The organism is Clostridium amazonense (assembly GCF_056431285.1).
Genome location: NZ_JBWKMH010000002.1, coordinates 104,383 through 121,098 on the forward strand (window position 1 = coordinate 104,383; position 16,716 = coordinate 121,098).

The window sequence follows — 16,716 nt, forward strand, 5'->3', positions numbered from 1 at the left end:
TAGAATTTCTAGATATCTTTTTTATGCATAAATATATGTAAAACTGAATTTGGCTTTAAATTTAAGCAGGAATAAGATGAAAAATATTTGTTTTTAATGTAAAGTTCTTACAAAATTTTGAAACATTGAATTTTAGGTATGAAATTACTTGAAGTTAAGAATTAAATGTAAAAAATGTTTAAAAATGATAATATATACTTATGTATAATAAATTTAAATAATATAAAAGGGGGAGTGCTATATGAAGTCAAGACAAAGAAAAATCTTGATTGTTGCGGTGTTTATAATAATTATAGCATGTATATTATGTGGGGTTTTTGCAAGAAGAGTTTCTTATGCAGATAAGAAGAAAGATGAGTTTAATGGATTTTTAAATTCCGTAAGTTTAGAAAGAGATAAAGTGGGCAGTATACAAACTAAAATAAAACAAGAACAAATAAATTGGTTAAAAAATGAGGAGGATACATTTACTGATGACGAAATCAAGGAGTTTGTTGAAGTAGATAAGAAACGGTATCAGGAAAATATGATAGTATCACTAGAAGATGAATATGATGAAAATAAAATTTTAACTTATGATGAAGCCAAAGATGATGTGAATAGAATGTTTAATTTATTTAAGTATGGATATGGTGCTTATGGGTATTTTGGTGGAGCGGAAGTTTTTCAAAAAGCAAAGGAAAGTGTGCTTAAGGAGTTAGATGGAAAAGAAAAAATTATGTGTAGAGATTTTAATAACATATTAACTCAAAATTTGCTGTTTATAAAAGATGGTCATTTTTATATTTCTCAAAATCAATCTAGTGATAGGAGTTTAAAGAAAAATACCTATAAAGTATATTACATGTCAAATGAGGAATTTTTAAAGGATGAGAATGGTTATTATAAGTTAGCAGATAATAATAAAAGATATATAAAAAGTATAAATGATGATGAAAATATAGATAAATATATCAAATATAGTATTAATGAAGATGGAAAATTAACTTATAGAATAGTTATAATAAATGAAATGTGTAATGAGTATGTTATTGATGTAAATATAACTTTTTTGGAAAATAAAAAAGAATTAAATGAAAAGATAAGATTAAATTTATCACCATGCACTATTCAAAATGAAGAAGTGTTTGAATACTTTTTAGAAGATGATATTCCAGTTGTAAAGATAAATGCAATGTATGAAAATACAATTGGTGGCACTAGTCAAAATGAATTTTCAGAATCTGCATTAAAAATGAAAGATTATCCATGTGGAATAATAGACCTTAGGGGAAACCGAGGAGGAAGACTGGAGGCAGGTGTACAATGGATTAAAAATTATACTAATCATACTGTTGGGTTAAGAGGTGCTTCATATTATTTAAATAGTAGCCTTATAAAAAAAGTGTATAAAGAATTTACGGGAATAGATGGTAATTATATTGAAGATAATGAAACACGATTAGAAGGAAAAAATTTAGAAAAAATTTCAAATGATAACTTATTATTTGTACTTATTGATAAGGATACAGCATCGGCAGGAGAGTGTTTTGTTGAAGAACTTATGAATTTAGATAATGTAGTATTTGTTGGAACAAATACTAGTGGCTTGCTTGCTTGTGCAAATATGTACTATTATAAATTAAAAAATTCAGATATAACAGTTGGACTTGGAAATGAGTTATATATACCACCATATTATGATGATTTTGAATTAACTGGTTTTCAACCAGATATAGTAATAGAATCTAATGATGCATTAACAAGAGTAAGACAGCTTATAAAACATTACAATCTTAATAAACCTAAAAAATAAACTATTGTAAAGATGTTATTTTAAAATGGATAGTTTTTATAATTAAATCTATCCATTTTTTATTATAAAAAAATTTGATATACTAAATATAAAACTAAAAAGGTGGTGACTTTATGAAAGCTAAAGCATATGCAAAGATTAATTTATCTTTAGATGTAGTTGGAAAAAGAGAAGATGGATATCATCTTTTAGAAATGATTATGCAAAATGTTGATATATATGATGAATTAGAATTTAAGATTTGTAATGAAGGAATTAAGATAAATTGTGATGGGGGAAAAATCCCATTAAATAAGAACAACCTAATTTATAAAGCTATAGATTTATTCTTTAAAACCTATGATATAAAAAGTGGAATTGAGGTAAGTGTTGTTAAAAATATTCCAGTTGCGGCTGGAATGGCAGGGGGAAGTGCTGATGCAGCTGTAACTTTAAAGTGCATGAGAGATATGTTTAAAAATGATGTTACAGATGAAGAATTAATGAAACTAGGACTTCAAATAGGTGCTGATGTTCCTTATTGTATATTAGGGGGAACAGCTCTTTGTGAAGGCATTGGAGAAGTTGTAACACCATTAAAATCTTTTAAGGGAAAAACACTTGTAGTGGTTAAACCTAATTTTGGAGTTTCAACTGTATGGGTATATAAGAACATAGATATAAATAAAATACATAAACATCCTAAAACAAAAGAATTAATAGGTGCAATAAAGAGTGATGACTTAATGTATGTATGCAATAACATGAGGAATGTACTAGAAAATGTAACTATAAAAGAATATCCAGTAATAAGAAAGATAAAAGAACAAATGATAGAGTATGGAGCTATTGGATCTATGATGAGTGGAAGTGGTCCTACAGTGTTTGGATTTTTTGATGATGACAAAAAAGCTGAAGAGTGCTATGAAGTTGTAAAAGAAAAATATGATAAATGTTATATAACTAAAACAATATAATATGATTTCTAAGAGAGTAAGTGGATTTGAGAAGCTATTTACTCTCTTTTTTTATTATCTTGAATATAGAATAAGAATATTGCAAACAATAAACTGTAACCTAGAGAATAGAGGTGATTTTTTTGAGGATAATAACAGCTTGTGATGGATATTTATTGATGTTAGTTGTTTTGATTGGAATGGTAGGCTTTTTTTTAGATGCAAACTATTTTAAAAATCAAAATAAGATGAAGGCATATAAAGAATCAAAAATTATAAATGGGGTTGTTGTTTTAATTACAATAGTAATGTTTATAGTTAGAACAATTTTTATAGTATAAGGTTTATATGGAGGGAGAATATTTTGGAAAGTAGATATGAACACATACATGAAACTATATATGATAGTGCAAAGAAAAATATGGATTATGCAAAAAAACTACTTGAAAATGATTCGGATGTAGTTTTTCGAGAGTTTGTGGCAGGAAATAAGAAATTTGGACTTATATATATCGATGGTATGGCAGATAAAGAACTATTAAATGATTTCTTATTAAAGCCTATAATGGGTGGAAAAGCTTGTTTAAATGGATTAAGTGACATCAAAGAGAAGATAATAACTGTTTCTGATATGAGAAATGTTGATAAGATGAGCGATGGAATATTAGCTGTTTTATCTGGAGAAACATTATTGTTTGCTGATGGAAGTACGTATGGTTGTGTTATAGCTAATAGGTCATGGCCCAACAGAGGTGTTGGAGAACCATCAGGGGAATCTTCTATTAGAGGTTCAAGAGAAGGGTTTACAGAGACTATAAGATTTAATACTGCATTACTTAGAAGAAGAATTAGAGATACAAGATTAAAAATTGAAGCTATGCAAATTGGAGTTAGGTCTAAAACTGATGTTGCTATATTATATATGCAAGATATAGTTGAACCAGATGTTTTAAAAGAACTCAAGGAGAGATTAGATAAAATACAAATTGATGCTATTTTAGATAGTGGTTATGTTGAACAATATATAGAAGAAAATAAATTTAGTCCATTTCCTCAAGTTCAAAGTACCGAAAGACCTGATGTGTTGGCAGCTGCATTATATGAAGGAAGGATAGGAATAATAGTTGATAATTCTCCGTTTGTTCTTATAGTTCCAACTGTACTTGCAACTTTTTTTCAAGCACCAGATGACTACTATAATAGATGGATCAATGGAAGCTTGGTTAGAATAATAAGAATTTTCGCTATAATGTTAGCGCTTATATTGCCAGCATTTTATGTAGCGGCAACTTCATTTCATACGTCGATTATACCGGCAAAACTGGCATATGCAATGGCAAGAAGCAGAGAAGGTGTTCCGTTTCCGGCTTATGTAGAAGTTCTTTTTATGGAATTTAGTTTAGTATTATTAGTAGAAGCCATAACAAAACTTCCCAAAGCAATAGGTTCCACTATTGGTATAGTTGGTGGTCTTATTATAGGACAATCAGCAGTAAGCGCAGGACTTGCAAGTCCTATTATGGTAATAGTTCTTGGCGTTACAACTATTTCAACATTTTTAATACCTAATTATATAGTTACTCATGCATTTACATACTTTAGAATATTATTAATAATTTTGGCTTCATTTTGGGGACTATATGGAATTGTTGTTGGGATAATATTCATGTTAATACATTTAACTAGGTTAGAAAGTTTTGGAATACCATATTTGTCTCCGGCAGTAAATTTATCTGTTACAGATATGAAAGATATGTATGTTAGATTACCTTTTAAAATATTTAAATATAGACCTAAATTTATGCATACTAGGGATAAAATTAGGCAAAGATAGGAAACTATGGAGGTTGTGATATGAAAGAAAAATATTTTATAAAGGATTATGGTCTATTTACAAGTTTGGTAGTAACTATGATAGGTATAGGACTATTTTATGGACCTTCATTCGTAGCAAGATTAATTGGTGAAGAAAGTTATTTAGCTAGTATTTTGATGACAATAGTTCTATTATTAATTCTTTATATGATACATAGTATTTTAAAAATGAATAATTATGAAGATATAGTAACAGTTCTTAAGAATACATATGGAAAGGTTATAGGAAATATAATATCAATAGTATACTCTGTTTCAATGATAGTAATATTATCTATGTCGTTAAGAGCTTTTGCTGATGTTATTAAAATATACTTATTACCTAAAACTAAAATTGAAATAATAATAGTAGTATTAGTTTTCATGGGAGTTTATTTAGTAAAGGGTGGACTTAAAAATTTAGTTTATTTTAATGAAATTACTTTTCCTATTATGTTTATACCTGTAAGTGTAATATTATTGCTAAATATACCAAATGCAAAAATTGGAAGATTGCTACCGGTGTTTACTCATAGTCCTATTCAATATGCTCAAGCTGTAATGGAATTGTTCTTTTTGCTTAGTGGATTTTGTATTGCATTTATATTATTTCCTTATGTTAAGAAAAAGGAAAACATAAATCGGATAATAAGAAGGAGTAGTTTATTTGTTGGAGTTTTTTATACAGTAACAATAATGTTTGTTATTGCAACATTATCAGCAAGTCAAGCGGCTAATAAAATATTTCCAACTATTACAATGCTTCGATCTATAAATATAAGAAGCGGTGTATTAGAAAGATGGGATGGGATCGTTATGGCTTTATGGGTGTTGTTTTATTACACCACATTTACAGGAAGTTATTATTTCTCAACTCATATAATTACTAAAGTATTCAATATAGAAGATATAAGAATATCATCTATAATTTATGTTCCTATAATTTATATTTTAGCATTATACCCTCAAAGTATGGCAGAACTTTACACTGTTAAAATAGGACCTGCAAAAATTGCATTTGGAATTTCACTGGTAGTAGTTATATTTGTTTCCTATTTTATAAATTTATTTAAAAGTAAAGGGGGGCAAAAAAATGAAGTTAAGAAGGGTTCTTATTAGTGCAATTACGTGCTTAATTTTAGTTGGATGTACTGATAATGTTGAAATAGATAATAAGGCATTTGTGTCTACTATAGCTATTGATGTTGGAAAAGATATAGAAAAACAAAATTCACTTGAAACAATAAAGCAAAAAGAACCATTTAGAGAAAATGGATTAGATTTAATAAATGTAACTTATGGATTTCCAGATATAAGAAATATGGAACCGGAAAAAGGCTCAGCACCAGAAGTGGCTATAACTTCAAGTGGATATTCAATGACTGATGCATATTTTAAGGCTACATCTAAAATGAGTAGAGAATTTCATTTTGGACATAGTAAATTGTTGATGATAAGTGAAGATGTATTTAAATATCCAGAAGTTTTAAGTGAAATGTTGGATTATATAAGTAGAGATTCAATGTTAAATAAATCAATGTTTCTTGTTATAACAAAAGGAGAGGCTATGCCATATGTTACATACAAGCCACCTACAGAAGATAACATTGAAAATTATATTGCTGGACTTATGATTAATACAAGTAAGAACGCAAGCATAATTCCAACAACACTTCATACATATTTTGCAAATGAGGGCAATAACGAATCACTTATACCATACATAGGTATTGAAGGAGAGGACTTAAAAATTTATGGTATGGTAGCTGTGAAAAATTTAGAAGTTAAAGGTATATTAAATAATCCACAAGTTTCAGATATTCAATTGATTAAAGGTGATATAGGCGCAGCGAAAGAAGTTTCATTTATTGAAGGCAAAGCTATAGATTATCATATAGATGATAGCAATAGTAAACTTAAAATTAAATATGACGAAGAAGAAAATAAATTATATTTAAATTATAATATAGTCATGAAGGGTGGCATTAGTGGTGCTTATTTAGGATCTAATATGCTTGAAAATGATAAAATATCACAAGTTGAAGAGGCTTTAAATATCAGTATGGAAGAAGAATTTAAACAAGTATTTGATATAATTCAAAATAAATATAGTATAGATCCATTAGAAATAAAAGCTAATATAAGAAGGTATCATCCAAGAGTTTGGAAGAAAGTTAGTGAGCATTGGGATGAAGTGTATAAAAAAGCGGAAGTAAATTTCAATGTTAAAAACGAAATTAAAACTATTGGAGTATCTCAATAAAATTAGAAGGACTATTAGTCCTTCTAATTTTATTAAAAAAAGATTGTACAAGCTGTATAAAAAATGGACAAGTGTCAATAATAAAAACATAAAGGAAATACAATATTTAGGGGGAATTAGTTATGAGAAAGTTTAATATAAAATTTGATATAAAAAAAGTAATAGCAAGTGTTTTATTAGGAACAATAGTTTTAGGAAGCACAATAACATATGGAATGAATAGAATCGCTAAGCCATCTATGGAAGATATATCTGAAAAACTTATAAGATTCCATGTTATAGCTAATAGTGATAGTGAAGGTGACCAAGCTGTAAAATTAAAGGTTAGAGATGAAGTTTTAAGATATATATCACCAAGACTTAAAGAGGCCAAGTCAATAAATGAGTCAAGAGAAATAATAAAAAATGAAGATGAAAACTTAATAAAAATAGCTAAAAAAACATTAATTGAAAATGGATATGACTATAAATTAGAAAGTACTTTATCAAAGGAGTATTTTCCAGTAAAAACATATGGAAATATAACTTTACCACAAGGAAAATATGAAGCTTATAGGATAATCATAGGTGAAGGACAAGGCCATAATTGGTGGTGTGTAATGTTTCCGCCTCTATGCTTTGTAGATGTTTCTAAAGGTCAAATCTCATACAATGAGACAGAAAAAGAAATGAAAGAAGTTTTAACAGAAAAGGAATACAATATGGTGGATAATACTAAGAAAAATGTGGATAAAAATTCAAAGATAGTGGATAACTCAGAAGATAATAATATAGTTTTAAAATCAAAAGCAGCAGAAACTATAAAAAAAATACTTAATAAATAGAAAGTTAAGGGAGGCGAATTATCGCCTCCCTTTTATAATTTCAATGAAAATTTAATCTATATTTTTAAAATTGAGATTTATAAAATATCCAAGGTAATAGTGATAGTTACTATTAAAACTATGATTAGTAAGAACGTTATGATGGGGAATTTATTCTCAAAAATGAACTTTTTATGGATAAATATTATATTAATTTTATTTGAAGTACAAATAAAACATTGTAGCGGGGATTTCAATCCCCGGGATATCCACCATCACTTTTCGCTCTTACTTCTTACTTGGTTCTAATATAAAATAGAAATAACATGTAATATTAGTAGTATCATTTGAGAAAGCTATTATTTAAACTTCGAACTTGGAATCCTATAACTCCACTAGGTAATAAAAGTTGTTTATAGGTGGTACTATACATATATATAATTTTAAATTAAAATCTAAGTATAGGAAGAAACGTTAATTGAATTATGAAAATGAATTATGTATGAATTTGACATAGTAATTATATTAAGGAGAGATAGATTATGAAGAAAAAAGTAGCAGTATTATTTGGCGGACAATCAACTGAACATGAGGTTTCAAGAACTTCAGCAGCATCAGTTTTAAGAAATATAGATCAAAGTAAGTATGATGTATACCCAATAGGAATTACTAAAGAAGGTAAATGGTTTGAGTATACAGGAAAAGTAGATAATATTGAAAGTGGAGAATGGGAAAATGATGAATTCTATAAAACTCCATCTGGCGAAAAAATAATATTTAATAATGAGGTTGATGTAGTTTTACCAATTTTACACGGACAGTTTGGAGAAGATGGAACAGTTCAAGGTTTATGTAAATTAAGAAATATACCATGTGCAGGTCCAGGAGTTATGAGTTCAGCTTTATGTATGGATAAAATATATACAAAATATATATTAGAACATGCTGGTATAAAGCAAGCACCATATGTTGTTGTAACAAATTATGATTATAAAACTAGAAAAGAAGAACTTGTTAATAAGATAGAAAATGAATTAAATTATCCTGTTTTCGTAAAACCTGCAAATAGTGGTTCTTCAGTAGGAATAACAAAAGCTCATAACAAAGAAGAATTAGAAATGGGTTTAGTAGAAGCATTAAAACATGATAGAAAAGTTTTAGTTGAAAAAGGAATAAATTGTAGAGAAGTAGAAGTAGCTGTGCTTGGAAATGATGAACCAAAAGCATCAGTGCCAGGAGAAATAATTCCAGCAAAAGAATTTTATGATTATGAAGCTAAATATAAAAATGCATCATCAAAACTTTTAATTCCAGCAGCTTTAAACGAAGAAGATACTAAGGAAATAAGAGATGAGGCTGTTAAAATATTTAGAGCACTAGATTGTGCTGGAATGGCTAGAGTAGACTTCTTGGTTGACAAAGATACAAATGAAATATACTTAAATGAAGTAAATACAATTCCTGGATTTACAAGTATCAGTATGTATCCAAAAATGTGGGATGCAACAGGTTTAAAATATAATGATTTAATAACAGAATTAATAGAATTTGCAATAGAAAGAAATAATAGATAAAACATGGTTTTATACTGCTAAAAAATATTTTAGCAGTATTTTATTTTTTGTGGAAAACAATCCATTATTTATTATTTGCAATATATAACTTGTCAGGTTAAAGTATAAATTATAAAATAGATAAAGATACACGAATTTTAGGAATAAGTTTTGTTATATCTAACAATTGGTTATAATTTAATGAAGAATAACAAAGCTTATAATTTATGATTATATATATGAAAATATCTAAAGCTTTAATCTGAAAAATAAAAGTAAGGTTAAATGAGGTATTTAGAAAATTTTCATCTAATTATTGATTTAATGTTGAAAAACAATTTTAACATTAAAGGTTGTAAAATATTTTAATTTAAGGAGAATACGAATATGACAAGAGCATTAGCTATGGTTTCAGGTGGACTTGATAGTATATTAGCAGCAAAATTAGTAAAGGACCAAGGAGTAGAAGTTATAGGGATTTGTTTTAAATCACACTTTTTTAATGAAGAAAATGCAAAAAGAATGGTTGAACAAATAGGAATAAAATTAGAAGTGGTAGATTTCAGTAAAGAACATTTTGAAATGGTTAAACATCCTAAGAATGGTTATGGAAAAAATATGAATCCATGTATAGATTGCCATGCTATGATGATGAAGTATTGTGGTGAATTGTTAGAAAGATTTAATGCTGACTTTATCATAACGGGGGAAGTTCTTAATCAAAGACCAATGTCTCAAAATAAAAATGCTTTAAATAAAGTAAAAAAAGAAAGTGGTATTGGAGAAAAAATATTAAGACCACTTTGTGCAAAAAATTTAGATGAAACAGAAATGGAGAAAAGTGGACTTGTAGATAGAGAAAAACTTTTAGACATAGAAGGAAGAAATAGAAAAGTTCAAATGGAACTTGCGGAAAAATGGGGAATAAAAGATTATCCATCACCAGCAGGTGGATGTAAACTTACAGAACCTAACTATTCAAAAAGATTAAAAGATATATTAAAATCTAATGGAGATGCAACGGAGAGAGAGTTAGAACTTTTAAAAATAGGAAGACACTTTAGAGTATCTGAAAAAGCAAAAATTGTATCAACAAGAACAGCTGATGAATGTGAAATAATGAAAAAGTTGCTTTCAAAAGATGATATGATATTCTTAGCTAGAGATTTTAAGGGTTCGATGGTTGTTGCAATTGGAGACATAACTGAAGAAGATATAGAGTTAGCGGCAAAAGTTACAGCACGTTACTGTAAAGGAAAAGATGAAAAAGAAATCATTGTTAAATATGGTATGTATGGAAAGCCTTCTAATAATGAAATAAAAGTTGAAAATGTAGATGATAGTTATTTAGCTAAATATATAATTAACTAGGGAGATTGGGTAATATGGAAGAAAATAATGCAGTAATCACTATTGTTAGTGTACAAGATGAAGATGAAGAGATAGAAGTTGTAACTACGGGTAAGTTCTATGAAGAAGATGGTTATTACTATGCTGTTTATGAGGAAACAGAAGCTTCTGGCATGGAAGGTACAGTAACAACTTTAAGAATAAATGGTGAAGGCTTTTCTCTTATGAGAGAAGGTACAATTACAACAACTATGAATTTTAAAAGAAACAATGAAGAAGATGTATTATATAGTACGCCGCATGGAGGATTATGTCTTAAGTTAAGAACAAGAGAAGTAAAAACAAATGTGGATGAAAATGGTGGAGATATAAATGTTGAGTATGACATGATTGTTGGAGGTCAACAACATATAACTACTGTTTTAAGAGGAAATATAAAAATTAAATAATTTAAAAACCCCTATAAATCAATTTGATTTGTAGGGGTTTTATATATAAAAAATATTAATATCTAAATTAAAATAAAAAAACACAAAAAAATACTAGCATACTTTTAAAAAGTATGATAATATATAACTTGTTTTTGAAAATAGAAATCCCATTTTACTGATTAGGGTAATTTCTATTATAGGGTAAAAGTTTAACCTTGTCAACATATTTTTTCATTTTATATAAAGGTTCTAAGTTTTGCATTATAAATATATATTCAAGCTTAGAGCCTAAACATTTTGAAGAAATATAAAGTTAACTATATAAATAGAAATTTTAGGAGGTTCAATATGAATACAAAATATATATTTGTTACAGGTGGAGTAGTATCTTCATTAGGAAAAGGAATAACAGCAGCTTCATTAGGAAGGCTTTTAAAAAATAGAGGATTAAGAGTATCAATTCAAAAATTCGACCCATATTTAAATATAGATCCAGGAACTATGAGTCCATATCAACATGGAGAGGTATTTGTTACTGAAGATGGTGCAGAGACTGATTTAGACTTAGGGCATTATGAAAGATTTATAGATGAAAACTTAACAAAAAATAGCAATGTTACTTCTGGAAAGGTATATTACTCTGTAATATCAAAAGAAAGAAGAGGAGAATACTTAGGTGGAACTGTACAGGTTATTCCACATATAACTAATGAACTTAAAGAGAGAATTTATAATGTGGAAAAAGAAACAGATGTAGATGTAGTTATAACTGAAATAGGGGGGACTGTAGGAGATATAGAATCACAACCTTTCTTAGAGGCTATAAGACAAATACAATATGAAGTTGGAAAAGAAAACACTTGCTTTATACATGTTACATTGGTACCGTATCTTGGCAAAGCTGGTGAACTTAAGACAAAACCAACACAACACTCTGTAAAGGAATTACGTTCAATAGGCATACAACCCGATATAATAGTATGTCGCTCAGAGAAAGAATTATCCACTGAAATAAAAAATAAAATTGGTCTTTTTTGCAATATAGAAGGAACATCGGTTATACAAAATTTAGATGCAGAAAATTTATATGAAGTTCCATTAATGCTACATAAGGAAGGTTTAGACAACTTGGTTTGTGATAAATTAACTTTAAAAACTAAACCAATAAAAAATGATGAATGGATGGAAATGGTTAATAAACTTAAGTCATTAAAGAAAAATGTAAAAATAGGTTTAGTAGGAAAATATGTTGAACTTCAAGATGCATATATTTCTGTTGTAGAAGCACTAAATCATGGTGGATTATATAATGATTCAAATGTTGAGATTAAGTGGATTAATGCAGAAAGTATAAATTTAGAAAATGCAAAATCTTATCTTAGTGATGTTGATGGCATATTGGTTCCAGGAGGATTTGGTAGTAGAGGTGTAGAAGGGAAAATTGAAACTATAAGATATGCTAGGGAAAATAAAGTTCCGTTCTTAGGAATTTGTTTAGGAATGCAGTGTGCAGTAATAGAATATGCAAGAAATGTTTTAAAGATAGAAGATGCTAATAGTGCTGAGTTAGTATCAGAAACTAAAAATCCTGTAATTGATTTAATGTCAGAGCAGAAAAATGTAGAAGAATTGGGAGGGACTTTAAGACTTGGTTCATATCCTTGTAAATTGAAAGTTGGTACAAAATCAAATAAAGCATATAAAAGTGAACTTGTAAATGAAAGACATAGGCATAGATACGAATTTAATAATATATATAGGGAGAAATTAATAGATAACGGTTTAGTTTTAAGTGGAATTAGTCCTGATGGAAAACTAGTTGAAATTATAGAAATAGAAAATCATCCATGGTTTGTTGCTACTCAATTTCATCCAGAATTAAAATCTAGGCCTAATAGACCACATCCATTGTTTGTTGAATTTGTTAAAGCCTCTTTAGAAAACAAATAATAAATATATTTAATAAAAGCTGATTTAAATTAAGTAATTATTTAGTTTAAATTAGCTTTTTTCATTAAATTTAAATGAAAAAAATAATTATTAAGATTATAATTTTATATATAATTGTAAATGATGTAAATATAAGAGGAAGATAAATAAAATAATAAAAAAGTGTTTATAAATTTATGTAGATAAGAAATAAGATTTGTGTTAAATTAATAGTGAAATATGTGTTAATTATTTCAAAAATATGGATAATAAAAAATATATGGGATATAATTTAATTTAGTAGTAGTTCAAAATATATTAAAATGCATTTAAAAACAATTAAGAGACTACACATATGCAAAATTGTAAAATTCATATCAAATATTATTAATAAGTCATCTCAAATGTAGCCAATAAAGTAATGTTAATTAAATATAATAGAAAATGTTTTGTTTATAAAAATTATCAATAAACAAAGAATTATATGTAAGTAATAAATTTACAGCTATATAAAATCCAATTTTAAAATTTTAATTAATAGTGTTCCCAGATGACAATTTAGAGTATTTGTTTTTAAACTTTCATAATTATAAAAAAGAATTAAAGTAAAATAGAAGCAAAATATCAATAAGTGTACACAAAATATATGTTTAGTTTATGTATATATCAATTGAAAAATAAAACAAGTAAATATTATAGGATTATTATATAAAAGGGAAGTGTTAGTAAAGGGTGTTGTTTAGAGTAAATGACTAAATCAATTAAGTGATTCTATCAGTTGATATATAAATGAACTAAAATTTTAATAAGTGTTGAAATATTAAATTATATTAAGAATTAAATAAATTTGTATATTAGAATATAAAAATAGATAATACATTCTCTTTAAAATGTATATTTCAAGTTGAAAAAACTTTAATAGGGTAATAAATAAGGTATGAAGTATTTAAAGATTTAAAACCTTATAGTTATAAATTATATGGAGGTTCATAAAAGAGAATGGTGGAGGTGGATTTAATGAACAAAAACTTAGAAGAAATGAACTTAGCTGAATTGAGATTAGTTGCAAAAGAATTATCTATAAAAAGTATTTCTAAGTTTAAGAAATCAGAACTTATAGAAGAAATAAAAAGAGTATCACCAGCATCAATAGAAAAATCTGGAGTAGTATTAAGAGAAAAAATATCACCCAAAGAAAGTAAAGAGGACGAAATAGAAACTGTGGAAAGTGAAAAGATAACAAAAGAAGAAAATGATATAGTTGAACAAGAAGAAAAGGTTGAAACTGTATCGATAGAAGAAAAAAAAGAAAGACTTAAAGAGCTTATAAATGAATCAGGATCTGCAAAAGGTGTATTGGAAATAAGTGATAATGGAAACTTCGGACTTTTAAGATCTAATAATTATTTAAGTGGACCAAATGATATTTATGTATCATTATCTCAAATCAGAAGATTTAACCTAAAAATAGGTGATGAAGTTTCTGGAAAAGTTAGAATTCCTAAAGAGGGAGAAAAATATAAGGCGTTATTATTTGTTGAAAGTATAAATGGAGAAAATCCAGAGGCAGCAGCAAGAAGACAGCCTTTTGAGAAACTTATACCAATATATCCAACAGAAAGAATAAAATTAGAAACAGATAGTCAAGATTTATCATCAAGACTTATGGATATAATATCGCCAATAGGTAAAGGTCAAAGAGGGGTAATAGTAGCACCACCAAAAGCAGGAAAGACAACACTTTTAAAGAAGATAGCTCAAAGCATAGCTACCAATCATCCAGAGTCAAAATTAATAGTGCTATTAATTGATGAAAGACCTGAGGAAGTTACAGATATGCAACGTTGCATACAAGGTGATGTAATTTATTCAACTTTTGATGAAGAACCAGAACATCACACAAAAGTTGCTTATATGGTTCTTGAAAGAGCTAAAAGAATGGTGGAACAAGGTCAAGATGTTATTATACTTTTAGATAGTTTAACAAGACTTGCAAGAGCATATAATCTAACTATAACAAGGACTGGAAGAACATTATCTGGTGGATTAGATACAGGAGCACTTTTAATGCCTAAAAAATTCTTCGGTGCGGCTAGAAATGTTGAAAATGGCGGAAGTTTAACGATTTTAGCAACAGCTTTAGTTGAAACAGGAAGTAGAATGGATGATATGATTTTTGAAGAATTTAAGGGAACAGGAAACATGGAAGTTCACTTAGATAGAAAACTTCAAGAAAGAAGAATATTCCCAGCTATAGACATATATAAATCAGGAACTCGTAGAGAAGATTTATTACTTAACAAAACAGAATTAGAAGCAGCATATAATATAAGACAAAAAATGTATAATGAAAGTAACTCACAAGCAGTTACTGAAAAGTTAATTAATTTACTATCAAAAACAAAAAATAATAAAGAATTTTTTGATGTAGTAGGAAAAAATCCAGATTTATTAAAATAGATTTTTATAGAGGTGTTTTAAAACATCTCTATTTTTTATGGAAATTAAAATTTTGTATCTATATAAACAATTGACAATTCTAATTAATTTAAATGATAAAAAAATAAAAGCAAGAATTAAATTCTTGCTTTTTATAAGCTCTATTATTTAAGATTGAATTTTTTCATGAATTTGTCAACTCTTCCACCAGCATCAACAATTTTTTGTTTTCCAGTATAGAATGGATGACATTTAGAACAAATTTCAACTTTTAATTCATCTTTAACAGATCCAGTTTTGAAAGTCTCTCCACAAGCACATCTAACAACAGCCTCGTGGTTGTATTTTGGATGTATTCCTTCTTTCATCGATTTCACCTCTTTCGAATTAATACTATATCCGTATTGTCAACTTCTAAATTATATCATGGGTTAAAATATAAAGTCAATAATATTAATAGTATATCCATAAAATAAAAATATAACTAGATAAATATGTATATTTTATATAAATAATTAATTAAAATAAAATATATTAAAAAACAAAAATGATTATAGTATTTATAAAATAAATTATTCATTAATCAATGAAGTTAAATAACTAAAACAAAATGGAAAAATTAAAACAATAATGTAATATTAAGTAATTTGATTTAAGATTAATAATAGATTAAAATAAACTATAGTTTTATGAAAAATATATAAAAGTCTGTAGTTTATTGGAGGAGCTTAAGCATGAGTAAATTATATTTTAGATATGGTGCAATGAATTGTGGAAAATCAACAAATTTATTACAAGTGGCACATAATTATGAAGAACGTGGAATGAAGGTGCTAATAATAAAACCTAAAACAGATACAAAAGGTGGAGATAAGATAGTATCTAGATTAGGTGTTACAAAAAAAGTAGATTTTTGGATTGAAAGTGATGTAAATATTTTCAATTTAATAGAAAACTATATAAAAGAAAATGGACCTGTAAACTGTATTTTAGGAGATGAGGTTCAATTTTTTAAGTCAGAACAAATTGATCAATTATTTGAAGTGGCAGTAAAGTTAGATATACCAACTATATGCTATGGACTAAGAACAGATTTCCAAATGAAAGGATTTGAAGGTAGCTCAAGACTTTTAATGTTAGCACATAGTTTAGAAGAATTAAAAACTATATGCAACTGTGGCAAGAAAGCACTTTTAAATGGAAGAACTGTAAATGGAAAATTTGTTTTTGAAGGTCAACAAATTGCCATAGATAAAGAGGATAATATAGAATATGAAGCTCTTTGTCCAAAATGCTACTTTGAGTTTAAAAAGGAGTATGAGGCTGAAAAAAACAATTGTTGCAAATAATAAATAAGTGGGTGA

General features: G+C 27.3%; 14 protein-coding genes. 13 read left to right on the top strand and 1 reads right to left on the bottom strand.

Features of this window, described 5'->3' with window-relative positions:
- Positions 1 to 241: 241 nt before the first annotated feature.
- The 12 genes from AC07E4_RS00550 (at position 242) to rho (ending at position 15,373) form a co-directional block, all read left to right on the top strand.
- Positions 242 to 1,795 (top strand): S41 family peptidase, encoded by a 1,554-nt coding sequence (locus tag AC07E4_RS00550; protein WP_478215480.1) that lies wholly within the window; start codon positions 242 to 244, stop codon positions 1,793 to 1,795.
- Between the two features lie 113 nt (positions 1,796 to 1,908).
- Positions 1,909 to 2,751: a 4-(cytidine 5'-diphospho)-2-C-methyl-D-erythritol kinase gene (gene ispE, locus AC07E4_RS00555; protein WP_478215481.1), complete on the top strand. Its 843-nt coding sequence runs from the start codon at positions 1,909 to 1,911 to the stop codon at positions 2,749 to 2,751.
- Between the two features lie 122 nt (positions 2,752 to 2,873).
- Positions 2,874 to 3,071 carry a CLC_0170 family protein gene (locus AC07E4_RS00560; RefSeq protein WP_034438254.1) on the top strand — a complete coding sequence of 66 codons (198 nt, stop codon included), beginning with the start codon at positions 2,874 to 2,876 and terminating at the stop codon, positions 3,069 to 3,071.
- Between the two features lie 80 nt (positions 3,072 to 3,151).
- Positions 3,152 to 4,564, top strand: a complete 1,413-nt coding sequence (locus AC07E4_RS00565; RefSeq protein WP_051539837.1) for a spore germination protein — start codon at positions 3,152 to 3,154, stop codon at positions 4,562 to 4,564.
- Between the two features lie 20 nt (positions 4,565 to 4,584).
- Positions 4,585 to 5,703, top strand: coding sequence for a GerAB/ArcD/ProY family transporter (locus AC07E4_RS00570; RefSeq protein ID WP_034438251.1), 1,119 nt, complete (start codon positions 4,585 to 4,587; stop codon positions 5,701 to 5,703).
- On the top strand, positions 5,678 to 6,847 hold the full coding sequence (locus AC07E4_RS00575; protein ID WP_034438248.1) for a Ger(x)C family spore germination protein: 1,170 nt from the start codon (positions 5,678 to 5,680) through the stop codon (positions 6,845 to 6,847). The genes AC07E4_RS00570 and AC07E4_RS00575 overlap by 26 nt, the downstream gene beginning before the upstream one ends.
- A 149-nt stretch (positions 6,848 to 6,996) precedes the next feature.
- Complete coding sequence (gene spoIIR, locus AC07E4_RS00580) at positions 6,997 to 7,671, top strand: stage II sporulation protein R (protein ID WP_034438453.1); 675 nt, start codon at positions 6,997 to 6,999, stop codon at positions 7,669 to 7,671.
- A gap of 521 nt (positions 7,672 to 8,192) precedes the next feature.
- Entirely contained in the window at positions 8,193 to 9,224 is a 1,032-nt protein-coding gene (locus AC07E4_RS00585) for a D-alanine--D-alanine ligase family protein (RefSeq protein ID WP_034438246.1), read from the top strand.
- A gap of 366 nt (positions 9,225 to 9,590) precedes the next feature.
- Positions 9,591 to 10,574 carry a queuosine synthesis gene (locus tag AC07E4_RS00590; RefSeq protein WP_034438244.1) on the top strand — a complete coding sequence of 328 codons (984 nt, stop codon included), beginning with the start codon at positions 9,591 to 9,593 and terminating at the stop codon, positions 10,572 to 10,574.
- A gap of 14 nt (positions 10,575 to 10,588) precedes the next feature.
- Positions 10,589 to 11,002 carry a YwiB family protein gene (locus AC07E4_RS00595; protein ID WP_478215482.1) on the top strand — a complete coding sequence of 138 codons (414 nt, stop codon included), beginning with the start codon at positions 10,589 to 10,591 and terminating at the stop codon, positions 11,000 to 11,002.
- Between the two features lie 330 nt (positions 11,003 to 11,332).
- Positions 11,333 to 12,934, top strand: a complete 1,602-nt coding sequence (locus tag AC07E4_RS00600; protein ID WP_478215483.1) for a CTP synthase — start codon at positions 11,333 to 11,335, stop codon at positions 12,932 to 12,934.
- A gap of 996 nt (positions 12,935 to 13,930) precedes the next feature.
- Entirely contained in the window at positions 13,931 to 15,373 is a 1,443-nt protein-coding gene (rho, locus tag AC07E4_RS00605) for a transcription termination factor Rho (protein ID WP_478215484.1), read from the top strand.
- A gap of 143 nt (positions 15,374 to 15,516) precedes the next feature.
- On the opposite strand, the gene rpmE is transcribed toward rho, so the two are convergent.
- Entirely contained in the window at positions 15,517 to 15,720 is a 204-nt protein-coding gene (gene rpmE, locus AC07E4_RS00610) for a 50S ribosomal protein L31 (protein WP_034438236.1), read from the bottom strand.
- A 366-nt stretch (positions 15,721 to 16,086) separates the two neighbouring features.
- Here rpmE and AC07E4_RS00615 point away from each other — a divergent pair, with 366 nt between their 5' ends.
- Positions 16,087 to 16,701, top strand: a complete 615-nt coding sequence (locus AC07E4_RS00615; RefSeq protein ID WP_478215485.1) for a thymidine kinase — start codon at positions 16,087 to 16,089, stop codon at positions 16,699 to 16,701.
- Positions 16,702 to 16,716: the final 15 nt, after the last annotated feature.

Coding starts and splice junctions, on each gene's coding strand:
- AC07E4_RS00550 (WP_478215480.1), top strand. CDS start 242: ATGAAGTCAAGACAAAGAAAAATCTTGATTGTTGCGGTGTTTATAATA.
- AC07E4_RS00585 (WP_034438246.1), top strand. CDS start 8,193: ATGAAGAAAAAAGTAGCAGTATTATTTGGCGGACAATCAACTGAACAT.
- ispE (WP_478215481.1), top strand. CDS start 1,909: ATGAAAGCTAAAGCATATGCAAAGATTAATTTATCTTTAGATGTAGTT.
- AC07E4_RS00615 (WP_478215485.1), top strand. CDS start 16,087: ATGAGTAAATTATATTTTAGATATGGTGCAATGAATTGTGGAAAATCA.
- AC07E4_RS00565 (WP_051539837.1), top strand. CDS start 3,152: ATGGATTATGCAAAAAAACTACTTGAAAATGATTCGGATGTAGTTTTT.
- AC07E4_RS00600 (WP_478215483.1), top strand. CDS start 11,333: ATGAATACAAAATATATATTTGTTACAGGTGGAGTAGTATCTTCATTA.
- rpmE (WP_034438236.1), bottom strand. CDS start 15,720: ATGAAAGAAGGAATACATCCAAAATACAACCACGAGGCTGTTGTTAGA.
- rho (WP_478215484.1), top strand. CDS start 13,931: ATGAACAAAAACTTAGAAGAAATGAACTTAGCTGAATTGAGATTAGTT.
- AC07E4_RS00570 (WP_034438251.1), top strand. CDS start 4,585: ATGAAAGAAAAATATTTTATAAAGGATTATGGTCTATTTACAAGTTTG.
- AC07E4_RS00575 (WP_034438248.1), top strand. CDS start 5,678: ATGAAGTTAAGAAGGGTTCTTATTAGTGCAATTACGTGCTTAATTTTA.
- AC07E4_RS00590 (WP_034438244.1), top strand. CDS start 9,591: ATGACAAGAGCATTAGCTATGGTTTCAGGTGGACTTGATAGTATATTA.
- AC07E4_RS00595 (WP_478215482.1), top strand. CDS start 10,589: ATGGAAGAAAATAATGCAGTAATCACTATTGTTAGTGTACAAGATGAA.